Genomic DNA, 17,134 nt, shown 5'->3' on the forward strand with positions numbered 1-17,134 from the left:
CGGACGTATGTTTGCATGGATGAACGAGGTATCCATACAGCAGGCATAACGTCGCTGAAAATGAAGGCACCGCTATAATCAGTTAACCATGCTATTTGTTATTGACCGCCTGTTATACGCACACAAGTCCAGCGCAACGGAAGGTTATGAGGAAAAACCTGACCTTACCAACAACCGGATTGTGTTACGGGTATTGAGCCAACCAGACACCACCCCCTTCTTTGACATCCATACTCGACTGGTGGCATGGAACGATGCCAAAACTACTCCTATTCCCGCCGACACCCCAAGCAGCTTCGCGCAACGGATCGTTTCTGTCTTTGAGATGATATGGACTATCCGTTCCGCGAGTGATCCCGGCAGGATTATCGGTGAATGCGCCCTGCATCGATGGAACAAAGAAACCCGCGAAATGGAGTTCAATGCCGCCCTGCTTCCTGAATACCGGCGACGCGGATTCATGACGCCGGTTTTCTCGTTAATTATACCTTTCGTAAAAAAGAACTATGGCGTAACAGCATTGAAGTGCACAACCCCCGCAGCCAACGTCAAAGCCATCCGACTTACTGAAAAAATGGGATTCAAAGTAGCCGGAAAGACAAACAGTTCGATGATTTGGATTAAGCCCCTCTAACTTGGAACGGCGAATCGCAATTTGTACCAAATTTTTTAGTAAAAACTAAAAATTAACTTGACATGAAAAATTCGATTTCATATTTTTGCTAAATATAATAGCAAAACAAATGGAAACATCAATTCAACAAATGTATGGGTTCCAGCTGTGCGAATACCTACTAATCATTGAACCCACTGATCCTGTACAGAAGCAAATACGAGCTTTCAAGCAGTATTTTATCAGAAGCTGCCGTTATCCCAATGCCATTGTGTCAAAAGGGCACATCACGCTGATGAAATTCGTTCAATACGACAGTTATGAAAAACCCATTATCCGCGAATTCCAGCGACTTGCCGCTGGAATCATGCCGTTTGACATCACGTTACAGGGATTCGGCAATTTCGGCCACACCTTGTTTGTTGACGTAAAATCCACCGGTCCCATCCGCGAACTGGTAACCTTGCGGCGCCGCGAACTCCGATCGCTGTTACGTGCGGAAGGCTTCGATCCGTACTTTGTTACCAAGCCCCATGTTACAATTGCCCGTAACCTCACCCCTACGCAAACCGAAACGATATGGCCCATATGGAACCGGACCAGATACTGCGGCTCATTCCGTGCCCGGCAAATGGTGCTGCTGAAACGCCCGGTAGGTTCGCGCGCCTATTCCGTTGTGGATAAATTCAACTTTCTGGGATTAATCCCCCGGTTTACGCAAGGAAAGCTATTTGCCTAATATCAACCGATTTTTAAGGCCAGCTCCTTACCATACATCATCTTCCGCAAGTTATTGAGCGCATAACGCATCCTACCCAAGGCGGTATTGATGCTTACTTCGGTAACATCAGCTATCTCCTTGAAGCTCATTTCGCCATAGTGACGCATGATAAGCACTTCCTTTTGATCGTCTGGCAAAAGCCGGATCATTTTCCGCAGGTCGCTGTGGGTCTGCTCCCGGATCATGCGCGTTTCCGCGCTCTCGTCAGCGAAGTGAAGCACGTCAAAAATATCAAAGCCATCGCTATTCACAACCACCGGCGTGCGCCGCTCTTTACGGTAATAGTCTATTACCAAGTTGTGCGCGATACGTACAACCCAGGGCAAGAACTTGCCCTCCTCGTTATACCGCCCGCTACGAAGGGTGTTGATAACCTTAATAAAGGTATCCTGGAAGATATCTTCAGCAAGATATTCGTCCTTCACCAGCAAATAAATGGATGTATATATTTTAGATTTATATCGGTCAATCAACGCCTCTAAACCTGCCTCATCTCCAGAAACGTAAAGACGGACAAGTTCCTGGTCTGTCCTTTGTTCAAGCTTCATAATACGCTACTCTCGTTTTTACTTTCTCAATAAAATAAGTAATCTCTCCGTGTAGTCGTATCTTCGATAAGCTGTTCTCCTGTTAATAGTAAAATTAGGTTTTCAAAAAAAAGCAAAATTTTCAGAAAATCAAAGTGTTTGTTGATTTTCCGTTTTCAACGGCATTCCTTTACAAGGATTGTAACAAAAAGCCCTGCTCCCGACACGGGAAGCAGGGCGGCATCGTCTTTCCGGTGTATTATCCGTACAACGGATATTCGGCCATCAGGGCCTTCACTTTATGGTGGATTTTATCCAACGCAGCGTCATCATCGTGCTTAATCAGGGCTACATCGATCATCTCGGCAATCTCTGTCATCTGCGCTTCCTTAAGCCCCCGCGTGGTGATAGCAGCAGTACCCAGGCGGATACCCGACGTGACGAACGGTGAGCGGTCATCAAACGGCACCATGTTCTTGTTGATGGTGATACCGGCTTTGCCCAGGGCAGCCTCTGCCGCCTTGCCGCTGATTCCTTTATTGCGGAGATCAATCAACATCAAATGATTATCGGTTCCGCCCGAAATGATGTTGTAATCCTTTTTGACGAAAGCTTCCGCCAGTACCGCGGCATTTTTCTTGACCTGGATAATATATTCCATATAGTCATCGCTGAGCGCCTCGCCGAAAGCGATGGCTTTGGCCGCGATGATGTGTTCCAGCGGACCGCCCTGCGTGCCGGGAAAAACGGCAAGATCCAGCAGCGACGTGATGCTTCGGATTTCGCCTTTCGGGGTTTTGATGCCCCATGGGTTTTCAAAGTCTTTGCCCACCATGATAAGACCGCCCCGGGGTCCGCGCAACGTTTTATGGGTGGTGGTGGTTACCACATGGCAATGGGGCAGCGGATCGCTGAGCAGCCCCCGGGCGATAAGGCCCGCCGGGTGCGAGATGTCGGCCACCACCAGGGCGCCGATTTCGTCGGCCACCTTGCGGATGAAAGCGTAGTCCCAATCCCGGGAATATGCAGAAGCACCGCAGATAATCACCTTAGGTTTTTCCTGCAGGGCGATTTCTTCCAGTTGTTTATAGTCGATAAGCCCCGTTTCCTTATCTACCCCGTAAAATAGGGGCTGGTACAATTTGCCGGAAAAGTTAACGGGAGAACCGTGCGTGAGGTGTCCGCCATGGGAGAGATCGAAACCAAGGATTTTATCACCCGGCTGCAGCAACGCCAGAAACACGGCAGCATTGGCCTGGGCGCCAGAATGCGGTTGTACATTCACCCATTCAGCATTGAAGAGCTTTTTTGCGCGCTCAATAGCGATGGTTTCCACCTCATCAACCACTTCGCAACCGCCATAATAACGTTTACCCGGCAAACCTTCTGCATATTTATTGGTAAGGACAGACCCGGCAGCCTCCATCACCTGTTTGCTGACAAAGTTTTCCGAGGCTATCAGCTCAATACCTTCTTCCTGCCGTTTGCGTTCCTGGTTGATTAAATCAAATATGGTTTCGTCTCTTTTCATTATGATGTACCAAATAATTGAATGTTAAAAAGTTGCGCAAAGATATGACTTTGGAAATAATATTCAACCCGCCAATTCATTTTTGATGGTTTTGAGGGCGAGGCTGTAGGGATTTTCTTCCATGGCGGCCACGTGGTTTAAGAGTACGGTACTGAGTTCCTTTGCGCTGGCCGTATCAGGCAGCCCGGCCACCGCATTGCGGATAAGCGCGATGGTTTGGTCTTTAAGCTGCTTGGTGACGGCCCATGCCGTATCGCTGACATAAAGCTGCTGCGTAATGTTATGCTGATACTCCGCCCGGATTTCATTGAGCAGCATATGTTGGAAATCAACGGCCTTCAGCCCCGGTTCGTGCAGCCGGACCAGCAGATTGGACGGGTTAATACGCTCTACAAAGAGCACCAGGCGTTCATAAGCCTGTAAACGGAGCGGCAGTACCTCCTTCTGGGAAGCATGCCGGGCGTCCAGCACTTTAAGCCGGAAAACCTGGTTGTTGTACTTGGGCCAGAATATCAGGTTGGCCACACCCACCACCGCACAGCCGGCTAATGTGTATTTAAGCACATCTATGAAAAACGAAATAATGTCAATGGATACCATTTAGCTTATGTTTGTATAACGTAAAAATCCGTACTCCCCTGCAAAAGTGGCGAATTTTACTTATTTTTGTATGATTCATTGATTTAATGTTTAGGAGATAGGTATGGAAACGCTTGCATCAACAGCACCGCTGACATTGACACCGGGCGCCATCAAGGAGCTCAAAAAGCTCAAAGAACAGCAGGAAATAGCAGATGATTTCGGATTGCGGATAGGCGTTGAAGGTGGCGGATGTGCCGGAATGAACTATATTCTGGGGTTTGACCAGAAAAAAGAAGGTGATAACGAATACGACATCGAAGGCATCCGGGTGTTCATGAATAAAGCGCATGGCTTATACCTTGCCGGAATGGAAATCGACTTCAAAAACGGCCTGGATGCGCGCGGTTTCACTTTCAATAATCCCAATGCCACCAGCACCTGCGGCTGCGGGTCGTCGTTTTCGGCATAATTTTCGGCATAACGGGTAATGATTTATGGAAATGCCCTCGGGCAAATCGCTCGGGGGCTTGTTCCGTACACCTCGTTCCCCACGTCCTTGTAAACCAAGCAAGGAAACCGCTCGCAAGCCCCCCTTTCTTCCTTTCACATTATTTCCCTATCTTTGCATCCTCATTTTTTCAGCACAAACGATTGATGTACAAGGAATATAAGCAGCTCAATTTATCCGATATCGGTAAGGAAATACTGGCCCGCTGGCAAGCAGAAAACATTTTTGAAAAAAGCATCAGCCAGCGGCCTGCCGACAAGCCCTATACATTCTATGAAGGGCCGCCGTCGGCCAACGGCATGCCGGGCATACATCACGTGATGGCGCGCGCCATCAAGGATATCTTTTGCCGCTACAAAACGCTCAAAGGGTATCAGGTGAAACGTAAAGGGGGATGGGATACGCACGGACTTCCTATTGAGCTTGCCGTTGAAAAAACCCTGGGCATCACCAAGGAGGATATCGGCAAGACCATATCCGTGGCCGACTATAACGCAGCGTGCCGCCGCGAGGTGATGAAATACACGGATGTATGGAACGACCTTACGGAAAAAATGGGGTATTGGGTTGATTTGGATAACCCATACATCACTTACGAAACCGAATACATTGAAACGCTCTGGTGGATACTGAAAGAACTCTACAAAAAGGGATTGCTTTACAAAGGTTATACCATCCAGCCGTATTCGCCCGCCGCGGGCACCGGACTGAGTTCGCATGAGCTGAACCAGCCCGGCACTTACAAGCAAATCAAGGATACCACCATTGTTGCGGAATTCCGTATCCGGAAGGATCAGGTACATCCCGTCATTCCCGCACTTTTTGAAGAAGAGCATGAAGACACGGCTTTCCTGGCCTGGACAACCACGCCTTGGACATTACCGGCAAACAGCGCGCTGGTGGTCGGCAAAGACATCCGGTACGTCAAAATCCGCACGTTCAACCAATATACGCATGAGCCGGTAAGTGTGGTGCTGGCCAAAGACCTGATAGGCCGGTACTTCAAGCCTGAAGGGCAAGACATCCCGTTGAAAGACTATCAACAAGGCGACAAAACCATCCCCTGGGAGATCCGGGGCGAGTTTCAGGGGGCTGAATTGGTGAACCTCCGTTATCACCAGTTGCTTCCTTATGTCACCAATGATGAATTGGAGCAAAAGGCGTTCCGTGTCATTGCCGGTGACTTTGTGACGACCGAAGATGGTACCGGTATTGTGCACTCGTCTGCAACGTTCGGCGCCGATGACTTCCGGGTGAGCAAGGAGAACGATGTGCCCGGCGTTTTTGTAAAGGACGAAAACGGAAGGGATGTACCCATCGTGGATAAACAGGGCCGCTTCGTAAAAGAAATCGGCGAGTTCGGTGGCCGTTTTGTCAAGGAAGAATTTTACAGCGAAGCGGAGCGTGCCGCTGAAGGCTTCAAACCCACCGATGTATTGATTGCCATCAAGCTGAAAGAAGAAAACAAGGCTTTCGAAGTCAAGAAATACGAGCACAGCTACCCCCATTGCTGGCGGACGGACAAGCCCGTACTGTATTATCCGCTGAACAGCTGGTTTATTCGTACCACAGCGGTAAAAGATGAGTTGGTAGCGCTCAATAAAACCATCAACTGGAAGCCCGAGGCCACAGGGACGGGCCGCTTCGGCAACTGGCTGGAAAATTTGGTCGACTGGAACCTTTCGCGTTCGCGCTACTGGGGCACCCCCCTGCCCATCTGGCGCAGCGAAGATGAAAACGAGGAAATCTGCATCGGCTCCATCGATGAATTGAAAAGCCGTATCGAGCATAGCCTGGCCACTGATGTACTCAACGACGATGAGAAAAATAAGCTCCGGGAATACTTGAGCAAGTTCGGCACCGACGCATTGGACTTGCATCGTCCGTACGTTGATGATGTTGTTCTGGTTTCCGATGCCGGCCAGAAACTCTACCGCGAACCGGATCTTATCGACGTTTGGTTTGATAGTGGGGCCATGCCGTTTGCCCAATGGGGGCTGGACAAGGGAAAACTGGCCGCGGGCAGCGATATGCCGTTCAAGGACGGGTTCGACGGGGCTTACCCGGCAGACTTCATTGCGGAAGGAGTCGACCAAACCCGGGGCTGGTTCTTCACCCTGCATGCCATTTCCACGATGCTCAGGCATTCGATAGCTTTCAAAAACGTGGTATCCAATGGCCTGGTACTGGATAAAAACGGCAACAAGATGTCCAAAAGACTGGGCAATGCCGTGGATCCGTTTGCAACCATCGAGCAGTACAGTGCCGATGCTACACGTTGGTACATGATCAGCAATGCGGCGCCGTGGGATAACCTGAAATTCAATGAAGAGGGGCTCGACGAGGTGCGGCGCAAGTTTTTCGGTACGCTCTACAACACGTACGCGTTCTTTGCCCTGTATGCCAATATCGATAAATTTTCTTACCGGGAAGATGATCTGCCCATTGAAATGCGTCCGGAAATAGACCGATGGATCATCTCCTTGCTGAACAGCCTTACCCTGGAGGTAGACGGCTATTATGCTGATTTCGAACCGACGAAGGCGGCCCGGGCTATCCAGACGTTTGTAGACGAGCATTTGAGCAACTGGTATGTGCGGCTAAGCAGGCGGCGTTTCTGGAAAGGCGACTATACCGATGATAAAATTTCCGCGTACCAGACGCTGTATACCTGCCTCGTCACCGTGGCGAAGCTGATGTCGCCCATTGCACCGTTCTTCAGCGACCGGCTGTATCTTGACCTCAACGAAGTTACAGGCAGGGAGCAGGCCGAATCGGTGCATTTAGCTGACTTCCCTGCTTACCAGCAAGCGCTGGTAGACTCCGCCCTCGAAGAACGGATGGCCTTGGCTCAGGACATCTCGTCGCTTACGCTCTCGCTCCGCAAGAAGACCGGCATCAACGTACGGCAGCCGCTGAACAAAATCTTGCTCCCCGTACTGGACAATGGCTTCCGCGATAAGGTGGAGCGCGTAAAGGACTTGATTCTTTCTGAAACCAACATCAAGGAAATCGAGTTTATCACGGATACCTCCGGCATTATCCGGAAGAAAATCAAACCGAATTTCAAGGCCCTCGGTCCCAAAGTCGGAAAAGACATGAAACGGGTTGCCAACGCCATCCAGGCGTTTACGCCGGGCGACATCGCCACCCTGGAGACCCAAGGCCAAATCGAGTTGCCGGGTACTCCGTACACCGTGCTGCTGACCGACGTGGAAATCATCGCCGAAGATGTTGCCGGATGGCAGGTGGCCAATTTAGGCAAACTGACCGTAGCGCTGGATATTAACATCACCCCCGAGCTGAAAAATGAGGGAATTTCCCGCGAATTGGTAAACCGTATCCAGAACCTCCGCAAGGAACATGGACTGGAAGTAACCGACCGGATCAGGGTAAGCTTAAGCAACGTCCCGGACATTACCGAGGCGGCACAATGTAATTTATCTTATATTCGCACCGAGATATTGGCAGACTCTTTGATATTCGAGGATAGCCTTGACAAGGGCGATACCATCGAAATTGCAGAAAAAGAGTTGAACGTACTAATCGAAAAAGTGTAATAATATGGCAAATAACAGCGAAAAAACACGGTATAGTGATGCAGAGTTGCAAGAATTCAAGGAAATCATCCTGGAAAAACTCCGTATAGCCAAGGAAGAATTGTCTGCATTGACCAAGTCATTGAATGCCAGCAATGCCAACGGCACTGACGATACGGCAGGCACTTTTAAGACGTTGGAAGATGGATCAGCCACACTGGAGAAAGAGCAGACCAACCAACTGGCTGCCCGCCAGAAGAAATTCATCGATAACCTGGAAGCGGCATTGGTCCGTATTGAAAACAAAACTTATGGTATTTGCCGGGAAACCGGTAAGTTGATACCAAAAGAAAGGCTGCGCGCCGTTCCGCATACGACGCTCAGCATGGAAGCCAAAATGAAACAATATTAAGGGGCCATGAAAGGCTATACCAAACCTTTTATATTAGTCGTGTCCGTGCTTTTGATCGATCAGCTGTCTAAGCTGTGGATCAAACTCAACATGACGCTTGGCCAGGAGTACAAAATCCTGGGCGACTGGTTTATCATCCATTTTACGGAAAACAATGGCATGGCGTTCGGTCTGGAGTTCGGTGGTGAGGCCGGCAAGCTGGCCCTATCGCTGTTCCGTATCGCTGCGGTGACCGCGATCGGATACGGCTTGCATTATATGGTCAAGCATAAGTACCACCGTGGGTTCATCCTTAACGTGTCGCTGATATTTGCAGGGGCATTGGGTAACATCATCGATTCCACGTTTTACGGCATGATCTTCAGCGAAAGCACCTGGTTTGAGCGGGCCAAGCTTTTCCCTGCCGAAGGGGGTTATTCCAGTTTCCTCCACGGTAAGGTAGTGGATATGCTGTATTTCCCTATCATCAAGGGCGAATTTCCTGCTTGGTTCCCCATCTGGGGTGGTGAAGATTTTCTCTTTTTCCGCCCCGTATTCAATATTGCCGATTCGGCCATTACCGTAGGCGTGGCCCTTATCCTGATTTACCAAAAGCGCTATTTCAAGGAGGAAGTTGTAGAACCCGAGAGCTACAACAGCGAAGTGGTGGAAGATTAGAAGACTAAAGAGGCTGACGCAAAAAAGCGGGCTGACTTTTCCTGAATCAGCCCGCTTTTTACGTCGCAACCTTACTATCAGACATCGTAAGTGGTGGAAGAGGTCTCCCCGCCGCGTCCCGTCCAATTCGTATGGAAAAATTCCCCGCGTGGTTTATCAATCCGTTCATAGGTGTGCGCACCAAAGTAGTCGCGCTGCGCCTGCAACAGGTTGGCCGGCAAACGCTCGCAACGGTAGCCATCGTAATAAATCAGGCCTGCGCTGAGGCAGGGAATAGGTATACCGTTGGTTACCGCTGCCGCCACCACGTTTCGCCAGCCGTGCTGCGCAGCCTGTATTTTCTCACGGAAGAAATCATCCAGGATTAGGTTCGGCAAACCGGGGTTCTTATCAAACGCGTCTTTGATTTTACCGAGAAAAGCAGAACGGATAATACAGCCCTCACGCCACATCAGCGCAATGCTGCCGTAGTTCAGTTCCCAGCCGTATTCCTTGGCGGCCACAGCCATCATCTGGAATCCCTGTGCATAGGAAATCACTTTTGCCGCATACAACGCATCCCGCAGGTTGTCGATAAACGCTTTTCTGTCACCTTCAAAAACCGGAACAGGCCCTTGCAATACCTTTGATGCGGCTACCCGTTCGTCTTTCAGTGCCGAGAGGCAGCGGGCAAACACCGATTCGGCGATGAGCGTGAGCGGCACACCCAATTCCAGTGCCACGGTTCCCGTCCATTTACCCGTTCCCTTCTGTCCGGCTGTATCCAGTATCTTATCCACCAGCGGCATGCCATCCTCATCCTTAAAAGCAAGGATATCGCGTGTGATTTCAATCAGGTAGCTGTCCAGTTCGCCTTCGTTCCAGTCCTTGAACACCTCATGCATTTCGTCCGGCGTCATCCCCAGCACTTCCTTCATAATGTGGTAAGTTTCGTTAATCAACTGCATATCGCCGTACTCGATGCCGTTGTGCACCATCTTAACGAAATGTCCCGCACCACCGTCGCCTACCCAGTCGCAGCAGGGCGTTCCATCCGCTACCTTGGCGGCTATGCCCTGGAAAATCGGCTTCACGGCCGGCCATGCCGCCGCTGAGCCCCCCGGCATGATAGACGGGCCAAGCAATGCGCCCTCTTCGCCCCCCGATACACCGGTGCCGACATACAGCAGCCCTTTGCTTTCCACATATTTCGCGCGCCGTTCCGTATCCGGGAAATGGGAGTTGCCCCCATCAATGATGATGTCTCCCGGCTCAAGGTGGGGAATAAGCAATTCAATAAAATCGTCTACCGGCTGCCCCGCTTTCACCATCAGCATGATTTTCCGCGGCCGCTTCAGCGAACCGATCAAATCTTCGATTGAGGTAGCTCCATAAATATTCTTGCCTTTTGCCCGGCCGTTGACGAAACGCTCCACCTTATCCACCGTACGGTTATAAGCCGTTACATGGAACCCCTTGCTTTCCATGTTCAGGATAAGGTTTTCCCCCATGACAGCGATACCAATGACGCCTATATCGGATTTTTCTTGCATATAAAATATTTCGTGTAGTTAAACAAAAATAACCATATAAATCAAACTATGGATAGCGTCCCCAAAGTTATACTTTACCCAACAGTAAAAAAGACAAAAAAAAGAAAAATCGTATTTTAGCCCCAAACAATCCGATTGAGATGACGAATTCACTGAATATCCAGCCCGGAAAAGCCCTCCTGATACTTTGCATCGCATTTTTCCCACGGCTTGCGGCGGCCCAGCAGAACCCCGTGTTCCCCGGCTGGTATGCCGACCCCGAAGGCATCGTATACGGCAACCGCTTCTGGATTTACCCCACCTACTCCGCACGGTACGAAGAGCAAGTATTTTTTGATGCATTTTCTTCTCCTGATCTGGTCAACTGGACGAAGCATCCGCGTATCATCGACACCGCGGAAGTGAAATGGGCCAAGCGGGCAATGTGGGCGCCCGGCGTATTGGAGAAGGACGGCAAATATTACTTTTTCTTCGCCGCAAATGACGTGCATGAAGGCGAAATAGGCGGCATCGGCGTAGCCGTAGCCGATAAGCCCGAAGGCCCGTTCAAGGATCTGCTGGGCAAACCGCTTATCAACGAAATAGTGAACGGTGCACAGCCCATCGATCAGTTCGTTTTCAAAGACAAAGACGGCACCTACTATATGTACTACGGCGGCTGGCGGCATTGCAATATCGTAAAACTGAACGACGACTTCACCGGACTGGTACCGTTCGATGACGGTGAAATCTATAAAGAGGTAACTCCCGAAGGTTATGTGGAAGGGCCGTTTATGTTCATTCGGGAGGGCAAATACTATTTCATGTGGTCTGAAGGCGGCTGGGGCGGCCCCGACTACAAAGTAGCCTATGCCATTGCAGACTCTCCCTTCGGGCCGTTCAAACGGATAGCCACTGTCCTTGAACAGGATCCGGAAATCGCTACGGGGGCGGGGCATCATTCCGTCATCCAGATACCCGGAAAAGACCAATGGTACATCGTGTACCATCGCCGCCCCCTGGGTAAAACGGGCGCCAATGAACGGGTTACCTGCGTCGACGAAATGCATTTTGACGAAAACGGCTACATCCTGCCGGTAAAGATGACACACACCGGGGTGCGTTACCCGTTGGAACAACATAATGCCGAACTAACGTCCCATTAAACAATGGTCATACATTCCGGAAACTATGGTTATCTTTGGCCCGGGCTATATCCGACTCGCTATGCATCTTAGACCACCAGTGGTTTTTTTTCTGTTACTGTTAACCGTATTTCTTCACGGCCCGTACGCCCACGCCCAGTATGCCAAAGAGCCGGTGGTGCTTAAACATGTACACCGGCTGGCATCAGACAAGATGAAAGGCCGCGGTGCAGGGAGCCCGGAGCTGGAGCGTGCTGCCCGGTATATTGAAAAGCACTTCAAGAAATACAGGCTCCAGCCGTTGGGCACCGAAGGGTACAGGCAGGCCTTTACCGCCACCGTACGGCGGGTTACGGTGGCCGACAGCATACGCAAAGCCGACAACATCATCGGCTTTCTGGATAACGGCGCCCCCCATACCATCATTGTGGGTGCGCATTACGACCATTTGGGCACCGGGCAACAGGGCGGTTCATTGGATTCGCTGCCGCAGGGTAAAATCCATAACGGTGCCGATGATAATGCGTCCGGTGTTGCCGGACTGCTGGAACTTGCCCGCCATTTCAGCCAGAACGGCCGCAAGGAACCCTATAACTTTCTTTTTATCGCATTCGCTGCCGAAGAGCTTGGGCTACAGGGATCCCGCCACTTCACGGATCACCCTACCCTGCCCCTGGAACAGGTTCATTTCATGCTCAACATGGACATGATTGGGCGCTACCATCCGGAAAGAGGAATCGGCATCGGGGGCTACGGCACCAGCCCCGCATGGCCGGAAGTATTCAGTGCCGTGGAAACCGATACCAAGTTTTTTACGGACAACGCCGGAAGTGGCGGATCCGACCACCATGTCTTCTACCGGAAAGGGATTCCGGTATTGTTTTTCCATACCGGCGGGCACCCCGACTATCATAGACCGGGAGACGACCCCGATAAAATCAATTATCCGGCCCTGGCCGGTATTATTGATCTGGAAATCCAACTTATTGAACATGCCATGAAACAGGGCAAGCTTACATTCAGCCCAACGGACTGACCCTTACATCGCAAAACCATGTCTACTATACCCATGCCAACCGCAAAAAAAATACTCGTCACAGGAAGCAACGGTCTGCTGGGCCAGAAAATCACGGATTTGGTCCTTGCCGGCACGCACATTGAACTGATTGCCTCTTCCCGCGGCGAAAACCGCCACCCCGTGAAAACAGGCTACACCTACCTGGATTTGGATATGCTTGATGGCGATCAGCTCCGCCACGCGGTGGCCAGCCACCGGCCGGATGCCATCATCAATACAGCGGCCATGACCAATGTAGACGCTTGCGAACACGACCCCGAAGGCTGCCGGAAACTGAACGTCGAAGCCGTAGCGCAACTGGTGGCGCTATGCGAAGAATTCGGCAGCCAGTTGATCCACCTGTCTACCGATTTCATCTTCGATGGCGAAGACGGCCCCTACGCCGAAGATGCCCGGCCCAATCCGTTGAGCCTCTACGGCCAGAGCAAGCTGGATGCCGAGCAGATCATCCAACGTTCCGCTTGCAAATGGGCTGTCCTCCGCACCATACTGGTATATGGTGTGGTAGCCGACATGAGCCGCAGCAATATTGTTTTATGGGCCAAGGGAGCATTGGAAAAAGGTCAGCCGCTCCATGTGGTGAACGACCAATGGCGCATGCCTACATTGGCCGAAGATCTGGCCCGGGCATGTTTACTCGCCGTTACCCGGGCCGCCCAGGGCATTTACCATATTTCCGGTAAAGACATGTTCGCCATCCACGAGTTAGTAGCCGCCGTGGCCGATTTCTGGGGGCTTGATAAATCGCTCATCCAAGAAGTAAGCTCTTCCACGCTAAACCAGGCCGCCCCCCGCCCCAAACGTACAGGATTTATCCTGGATAAGGCCATATCCGTATTGGGTTATGAGCCGCACAGCTTTTCCGACGGACTGGCCATGGTGGACGCACAGTTAAAAACCAAAAAATAATCCCCATCTTTGCAGCATGACCCAAAAATATGCCCGCGAGTCGTTTACCATTATGAATGAATTGGTGTTGCCCAATGACACCAATACACTGAACAACCTCATGGGAGGCAGGCTGCTCCACTGGATGGATATCGCAGCAGCCATATCGGCCCAGAAACATTGCAACCGCATTGTTGTGACCGCTTCGGTAGACAATGTATCGTTCAAGCATCCGGTAAAACTGGGCGACGTCATCAGCATCGAGGCGCAGGTAACACGGGCATTCAACACCTCGGTGGAAGTACGCTTGGTGGTCTGGGCCCAAAACATCCCCTCGGGTACCCGGGTACGCTCTAACGAAGCGTTTTATACCTTCGTGGCCATCGACCAGAACGGCCGCACCATCACGGTTCCGCAACTGATCCCCGAAACAGACGAAGAAAAACGGTTGTATAACGAAGCACTCCAACGGCGGGAACTACGACTGGTGCTGGGCGGCAAGCTGAAACCCAAAGATGCCAAAGAGCTCCAGAACCTGTTCAAGGAAGTTGTAAAAGAGTGACCAACACCTTCCGTTCCCCGGAACCGTAGTTGGATTACTACAAAATAAAAAATACCCCCCGCCTGTTGTAGTCATACAACTACAAACCAATCGTTTAGCCCCAAAACTTTCCTTTATCCGCTTTAGCTTTGCGCGCTGAATAAACAGCTGCGGATTATGAATTAATGGCAGCAGGTTAAGTTGATGCTCCGATGGGTATGGCAGACGCTAACCAGAAAGGAGTAAGCCAACTGTACCAGCGCACACGTTTTGAACAATGGAAAAGCAAAATCAGTCGCCCAACCCGTTCCGCTTCCGGATCACGCTGCTACTGCTGTTTATGGGCAGTGCGGGCAGCGCCTTGGGGCAGGCTGATGTAGCTGTAACACAAAGTTGTACACCATCATGGAAATGAACCTTCGATGAGCGTCTTTGTGATTACTGTCCGCAATAATGGACCCGAGGCGGCCACCAATGTCGTAGTAGCCAGTAACCTGTCAAACGACTGGTCGTTCCATAATCCCACAGCCAATCACGTTGTGTCGCATGGCGCCCTATCATGGTCAAGCACGGACAATCGGAATCTCACATGGGGCGTTCCTTTCATTCCCAATGGGGGGCCGCTGTTTTAACACTCAAAGTCCATCGTAATTTTTCCGGCTACGAGAGCCGAAGTGTATCATCAAGCATTGTGTCTTCCGACCAACCCGATCCAAACATAAACAATAACACGACTGCAACGACCAGTAATCCCGGCTACAATGCGCATGATCTGCGCTTATCGAAATCGTTAAACAATACTGCACCCAATGTAGGGGAAACTGTAACTTTTACTATCACATTATCGAAAGTCAGCGGAGGAAACACTGTATCCCTCCAAGTTATAGATAAATTGCCGCCTGGATTTACGTATGTCAGTTCCAATACAAACGGCACAGGAACATACGATCCGTCAACCGGCATTTGGGATCTTGGTAGTCCAGACACCTACAGCAATTTTTCTCGCTCACTCACGATTACAGCGACCGTAAATACGCCTACGGGCGTGCCTGACGAATATCGAAGTGTGGCTGCGCTAACACATGTGGGACTAGACCCGGATGTAAGCAATAACATCGCTATTGCCACTGCTGTGGTCGATACGGGTGATCCGACCGACTTGGGGCAAACCTTCGTGCTGGAAAACATCCATTACGATTTCGACCAACACCACATCAGGGCTGATGCGGCCGTGATTCTGGATGAGCTGGTAAAGACCCTGCAGGAACACCCGACCCTGAAAATCGAACTATCCAGCCATACAGACAGCCGCGGGAACGATGCCTACAACCTGGCCTTATCACAGCGCCGTGCACAAGCGGCAGTAGATTACCTGGTAAGCCGGGGCATTGCGCGTGAGCGGATGGTCGCCAAGGGTTACGGCGAGGAGCGCCTGGTAAACCGCTGTACGAACGGCACAGCTTGTTCGGAAGCCGAACATCAGGCCAACAGGCGTACCGAAATTACAGTATTGGCCTATTAATGCGCCAACTGCGGCTGGGTGTGGTGCGGGGTTACCTTTTCCTCGGTACGATGAGCAGCACCACGCCGGCTACGAGTATTACGCCGCCGACGTACGGGGGCCAGTTGACCCGCTCCTTCTGATCCGCGGAGATTTCCAGGGAGCCGATGTCTACTACCTTTTCCTTGCGGGTGAACGAGAACCCCGTCCATACCAGCATTACGATGCCAACAATAACCAGGATAATTCCAATTGTCTTTGCCATACGGTTGTTGTTTTAGGAAGCTAACAAAGACCACCGGAAAATGTTTTGGTTACCGGGCAGGCGTGATGATGACTTTCCTGAACTCCACAGGTCCGTGATCGCCCTGGATATAGATCGGACCCGGCTCGCCCTCATTGCTATCCAAAGCACCGCCGGTAATGCCTGGTATCTCCTGGTTACAGATAACCGTCTTTCCATTAGCTACGATGGTTACCATCCGGCCCACCAAGGTGATATCGAAGGTTTGCCATTCGCCCGGATCTTTGGCCGCTATCTCGCTGGGAGTAAGAAAACCATAAACACCGCCGTACAGCACACTGGAGGGATGTTCATCTGGGGATGTATCCATGATCTGCACTTCGTGACGGCCCCTCAGGTATACGCCGCTGTTGCTGCCCTTAGGGTACCGGAATTCAAGATGCAGCTTGAAATCTTCAAATTTCCGCTCGGATATGAGATTGGCACCCGCACGCGGGTTAATGAGGATACCGTCCTTTACCTGCCACTGGTTTTCGCCGGTGGCCTGCCAACCGGTGAGATCCCGGCCATTGAACAATGCGATGGGATCGCCCCACACGGGCTCGCCGGAACGCTTAAGTTCGGGAGCTCTTACCCCTTTCCAGCGGTATGTTTTCCCCTCGGGGGTGGTTACCGTCCCTTCGATACGCTCCCCGGCCAACGCACCGGACACGACCAGATCATTGTTGCCCTGCTCCCATTGTTTCGGAATACGGAAGCTGAACGTACCGTCGTTGAAGACCACCTCGGAAACCGGCCGGGCGCTGCCTTCGGTACTCACATAGCTGCCCACCAGGGTTTCAAAACCCGAAAGCTTTACTTCCAGCCACGATGGCGCGGGCGTACCATCGCGGTCAACGGTAATATCCCAGCGCCCGATGAGTGCTTTGCCACGCACTTCCTGGGAATGTGCCGGAACGGGCAGCGCCATTGTCAATAACATCATTGCGCAGGCTATACCAAATGGCATCGCCAAGGCTAAACCAACAATTCGTCTATACATACCAAAATCCATTTACAAGTTAACCCGCCAAATA

The 17,134-nt window shown here is 51.1% G+C and carries 19 protein-coding genes; 13 read left to right on the plus strand and 6 right to left on the minus strand.

The annotated features are described in order from the left end of the window. The first annotated feature begins 88 nt into the window (after nucleotides 1-88). Together BM030_RS03890 and BM030_RS03895 are read left to right on the plus strand one after the other, a co-directional pair. Nucleotides 89-634 (plus strand): GNAT family N-acetyltransferase, encoded by a 546-nt coding sequence (locus BM030_RS03890; protein ID WP_090971355.1) that lies wholly within the window; start codon nucleotides 89-91, stop codon nucleotides 632-634. A 109-nt stretch (nucleotides 635-743) separates the two neighbouring features. Beyond that, on the plus strand, nucleotides 744-1,352 hold the full coding sequence (locus BM030_RS03895; protein WP_090971357.1) for a 2'-5' RNA ligase family protein: 609 nt from the start codon (nucleotides 744-746) through the stop codon (nucleotides 1,350-1,352). Nucleotides 1,353-1,354: 2 nt separating this feature from the next. On the opposite strand, the gene BM030_RS03900 is transcribed toward BM030_RS03895, so the two are convergent. The 3 genes from BM030_RS03900 to BM030_RS03910 form a co-directional block, all read right to left on the minus strand. Further along, the gene (locus BM030_RS03900) at nucleotides 1,355-1,942 is read right to left on the minus strand and encodes an RNA polymerase sigma factor (protein ID WP_090971359.1); all 588 of its coding nucleotides are present in this window, start codon (nucleotides 1,940-1,942) and stop codon (nucleotides 1,355-1,357) included. Nucleotides 1,943-2,180: 238 nt separating this feature from the next. Beyond that, nucleotides 2,181-3,452, minus strand: coding sequence for a serine hydroxymethyltransferase (gene glyA, locus BM030_RS03905; RefSeq protein ID WP_090971361.1), 1,272 nt, complete (start codon nucleotides 3,450-3,452; stop codon nucleotides 2,181-2,183). Between the two features lie 63 nt (nucleotides 3,453-3,515). Then, nucleotides 3,516-4,052 (minus strand): DUF7935 family protein, encoded by a 537-nt coding sequence (locus BM030_RS03910; protein ID WP_244518659.1) that lies wholly within the window; start codon nucleotides 4,050-4,052, stop codon nucleotides 3,516-3,518. A gap of 103 nt (nucleotides 4,053-4,155) precedes the next feature. Here BM030_RS03910 and BM030_RS03915 point away from each other — a divergent pair, with 103 nt between their 5' ends. From BM030_RS03915 to BM030_RS03930, 4 genes are all read left to right on the plus strand, one after another. Continuing rightward, on the plus strand, nucleotides 4,156-4,503 hold the full coding sequence (locus tag BM030_RS03915; RefSeq protein WP_090971362.1) for a HesB/IscA family protein: 348 nt from the start codon (nucleotides 4,156-4,158) through the stop codon (nucleotides 4,501-4,503). 185 nt (nucleotides 4,504-4,688) lie between these two features. Next, nucleotides 4,689-8,102 carry an isoleucine--tRNA ligase gene (gene ileS / locus BM030_RS03920; RefSeq protein ID WP_090971364.1) on the plus strand — a complete coding sequence of 1,138 codons (3,414 nt, stop codon included), beginning with the start codon at nucleotides 4,689-4,691 and terminating at the stop codon, nucleotides 8,100-8,102. A 4-nt stretch (nucleotides 8,103-8,106) separates the two neighbouring features. Further along, nucleotides 8,107-8,493: a TraR/DksA family transcriptional regulator gene (locus tag BM030_RS03925; RefSeq protein WP_090971366.1), complete on the plus strand. Its 387-nt coding sequence runs from the start codon at nucleotides 8,107-8,109 to the stop codon at nucleotides 8,491-8,493. 6 nt (nucleotides 8,494-8,499) lie between these two features. Further along, the gene (locus tag BM030_RS03930; RefSeq protein ID WP_090971368.1) at nucleotides 8,500-9,150 is read left to right on the plus strand and encodes a lipoprotein signal peptidase; all 651 of its coding nucleotides are present in this window, start codon (nucleotides 8,500-8,502) and stop codon (nucleotides 9,148-9,150) included. Between the two features lie 77 nt (nucleotides 9,151-9,227). Here the strand turns inward: BM030_RS03930 and gnd are convergent, their stop codons facing one another. After that, nucleotides 9,228-10,682: a decarboxylating NADP(+)-dependent phosphogluconate dehydrogenase gene (gnd, locus tag BM030_RS03935; RefSeq protein ID WP_090971370.1), complete on the minus strand. Its 1,455-nt coding sequence runs from the start codon at nucleotides 10,680-10,682 to the stop codon at nucleotides 9,228-9,230. A 140-nt stretch (nucleotides 10,683-10,822) separates the two neighbouring features. Here gnd and BM030_RS03940 point away from each other — a divergent pair, with 140 nt between their 5' ends. From BM030_RS03940 to BM030_RS20150, 7 genes are all read left to right on the plus strand, one after another. Then, nucleotides 10,823-11,827 carry a glycoside hydrolase family 43 protein gene (locus BM030_RS03940; RefSeq protein ID WP_090971372.1) on the plus strand — a complete coding sequence of 335 codons (1,005 nt, stop codon included), beginning with the start codon at nucleotides 10,823-10,825 and terminating at the stop codon, nucleotides 11,825-11,827. A 61-nt stretch (nucleotides 11,828-11,888) separates the two neighbouring features. Further along, entirely contained in the window at nucleotides 11,889-12,842 is a 954-nt protein-coding gene (locus BM030_RS03945; protein WP_090971374.1) for a M20/M25/M40 family metallo-hydrolase, read from the plus strand. Between the two features lie 33 nt (nucleotides 12,843-12,875). Next, a complete protein-coding gene (locus BM030_RS03950) occupies nucleotides 12,876-13,793 on the plus strand; it encodes an SDR family oxidoreductase (RefSeq protein ID WP_090971377.1) in 918 nt (305 codons plus the stop codon). A gap of 16 nt (nucleotides 13,794-13,809) precedes the next feature. Further along, nucleotides 13,810-14,334 (plus strand): acyl-CoA thioesterase, encoded by a 525-nt coding sequence (locus BM030_RS03955; RefSeq protein WP_090971379.1) that lies wholly within the window; start codon nucleotides 13,810-13,812, stop codon nucleotides 14,332-14,334. A gap of 256 nt (nucleotides 14,335-14,590) precedes the next feature. After that, nucleotides 14,591-14,728: a hypothetical protein gene (locus BM030_RS19800; protein WP_170845625.1), complete on the plus strand. Its 138-nt coding sequence runs from the start codon at nucleotides 14,591-14,593 to the stop codon at nucleotides 14,726-14,728. Between the two features lie 7 nt (nucleotides 14,729-14,735). Continuing rightward, nucleotides 14,736-14,945, plus strand: a complete 210-nt coding sequence (locus BM030_RS03960; RefSeq protein ID WP_090971381.1) for a DUF11 domain-containing protein — start codon at nucleotides 14,736-14,738, stop codon at nucleotides 14,943-14,945. After that, complete coding sequence (locus BM030_RS20150) at nucleotides 14,903-15,835, plus strand: OmpA family protein (RefSeq protein ID WP_244518661.1); 933 nt, start codon at nucleotides 14,903-14,905, stop codon at nucleotides 15,833-15,835. Before BM030_RS03960 ends, BM030_RS20150 begins: the two co-directional genes overlap by 43 nt. Before the next feature lie 31 nt (nucleotides 15,836-15,866). On the opposite strand, the gene BM030_RS03970 is transcribed toward BM030_RS20150, so the two are convergent. Further along, nucleotides 15,867-16,079: a hypothetical protein gene (locus BM030_RS03970; RefSeq protein WP_090971385.1), complete on the minus strand. Its 213-nt coding sequence runs from the start codon at nucleotides 16,077-16,079 to the stop codon at nucleotides 15,867-15,869. 49 nt (nucleotides 16,080-16,128) lie between these two features. After that, nucleotides 16,129-17,043, minus strand: a complete 915-nt coding sequence (locus tag BM030_RS03975) for a 3-keto-disaccharide hydrolase (protein ID WP_244518663.1) — start codon at nucleotides 17,041-17,043, stop codon at nucleotides 16,129-16,131. Between the last annotated feature and the right edge of the window lie 91 nt (nucleotides 17,044-17,134).

Source organism: Parapedobacter composti, from assembly GCF_900112315.1.
Classification (GTDB): Bacteria; Bacteroidota; Bacteroidia; order Sphingobacteriales; family Sphingobacteriaceae; genus Parapedobacter; species Parapedobacter composti.